This window comes from Modestobacter sp. SYSU DS0511 (genome assembly GCF_054050755.1).
The window spans coordinates 1-1,238 of the sequence record NZ_JBJGZY010000077.1 but is presented as its reverse complement, the minus strand read 5'-3'; the positions used below and the strand labels follow the sequence as shown (position 1 = coordinate 1,238).

Annotated in this window: 1 rRNA gene; it reads right to left on the bottom strand. The window is 57.3% G+C overall.

Annotation, left to right across the window (positions count from 1 at the left end):
• Positions 1–49: 49 nt before the first annotated feature.
• Positions 50–1,238 (bottom strand): 23S ribosomal RNA (locus ACI783_RS19770); the annotation flags it as partial.

Genomic DNA, 1,238 nt, shown 5'->3' with positions numbered 1-1,238 from the left:
CTGCACAGTGGACGCGACACATCACTTGCTAGAAGGCTGGATGGTGTGTGTGATCAAGCCCTCGGCCTATTAGTACCGGTCAGCTCCACGACTCACGCCGCTTCCACTTCCGGCCTATCAACCCGCTGGTCTGGGCGGGGGCCTTACCCGGTTAACCCGGTGAGAGACCTCATCTTGAAGCGAGCTTCCCGCTTAGATGCTTTCAGCGGTTATCCCTGCCGAACGTAGCCAACCAGCAGTGCTCCTGGCGGAACAACTGGCACACCAGAGGTTCGTCCGTCCCGGTCCTCTCGTACTAGGGACAGCTCTTCTCAAGTCTCTTACGCGCACGGCGGATAGGGACCGAACTGTCTCACGACGTTCTAAACCCAGCTCGCGTACCGCTTTAATGGGCGAACAGCCCAACCCTTGGGACCTACTCCAGCCCCAGGATGCGACGAGCCGACATCGAGGTGCCAAACCATCCCGTCGATATGGACTCTTGGGGAAGATCAGCCTGTTATCCCCGGGGTACCTTTTATCCGTTGAGCGACACCGCTTCCACATGCCGGTGCCGGGTCACTAGTCCCAGCTTTCGCTCCTGCTCGACCCGTCAGTCTCGCAGTCAAGCTCCCTTGTGCACTTGCACTCAACACCTGATTGCCAACCAGGCTGAGGGAACCTTTGGGCGCCTCCGTTACATTTTGGGAGGCAACCGCCCCAGTTAAACTACCCACCTGACACTGTCCCTGATCCGGATCACGGACCGAGGTTAGACATCCAATTCGACCAGAGTGGTATTTCAACGATGACTCCACGAACACTGGCGTGCCCGCTTCACAGTCTCCCACCTATCCTACACAAGCCGAACCGAACACCAATATCAAGCTATAGTGAAGGTCCCGGGGTCTTTCCGTCCTGCCGCGCGTAACGAGCATCTTTACTCGTAGTGCAATTTCGCCGAGCCTGTGGTTGAGACAGCTGAGAAGTCGTTACGCCATTCGTGCAGGTCGGAACTTACCCGACAAGGAATTTCGCTACCTTAGGATGGTTATAGTTACCACCGCCGTTTACTGGCGCTTGAGTTCTGAGCTTCGCCCCGAAGAGCTAACCCGTCCCCTTAACGTTCCAGCACCGGGCAGGCGTCAGTCCGTATACATCGTCTTTCGACTTCGCACGGACCTGTGTTTTTAGTAAACAGTCGCTTCTCACTGGTCTCTGCGGCCACCCACCGCTGCCCCGCGCAAGGCGGTTCACAG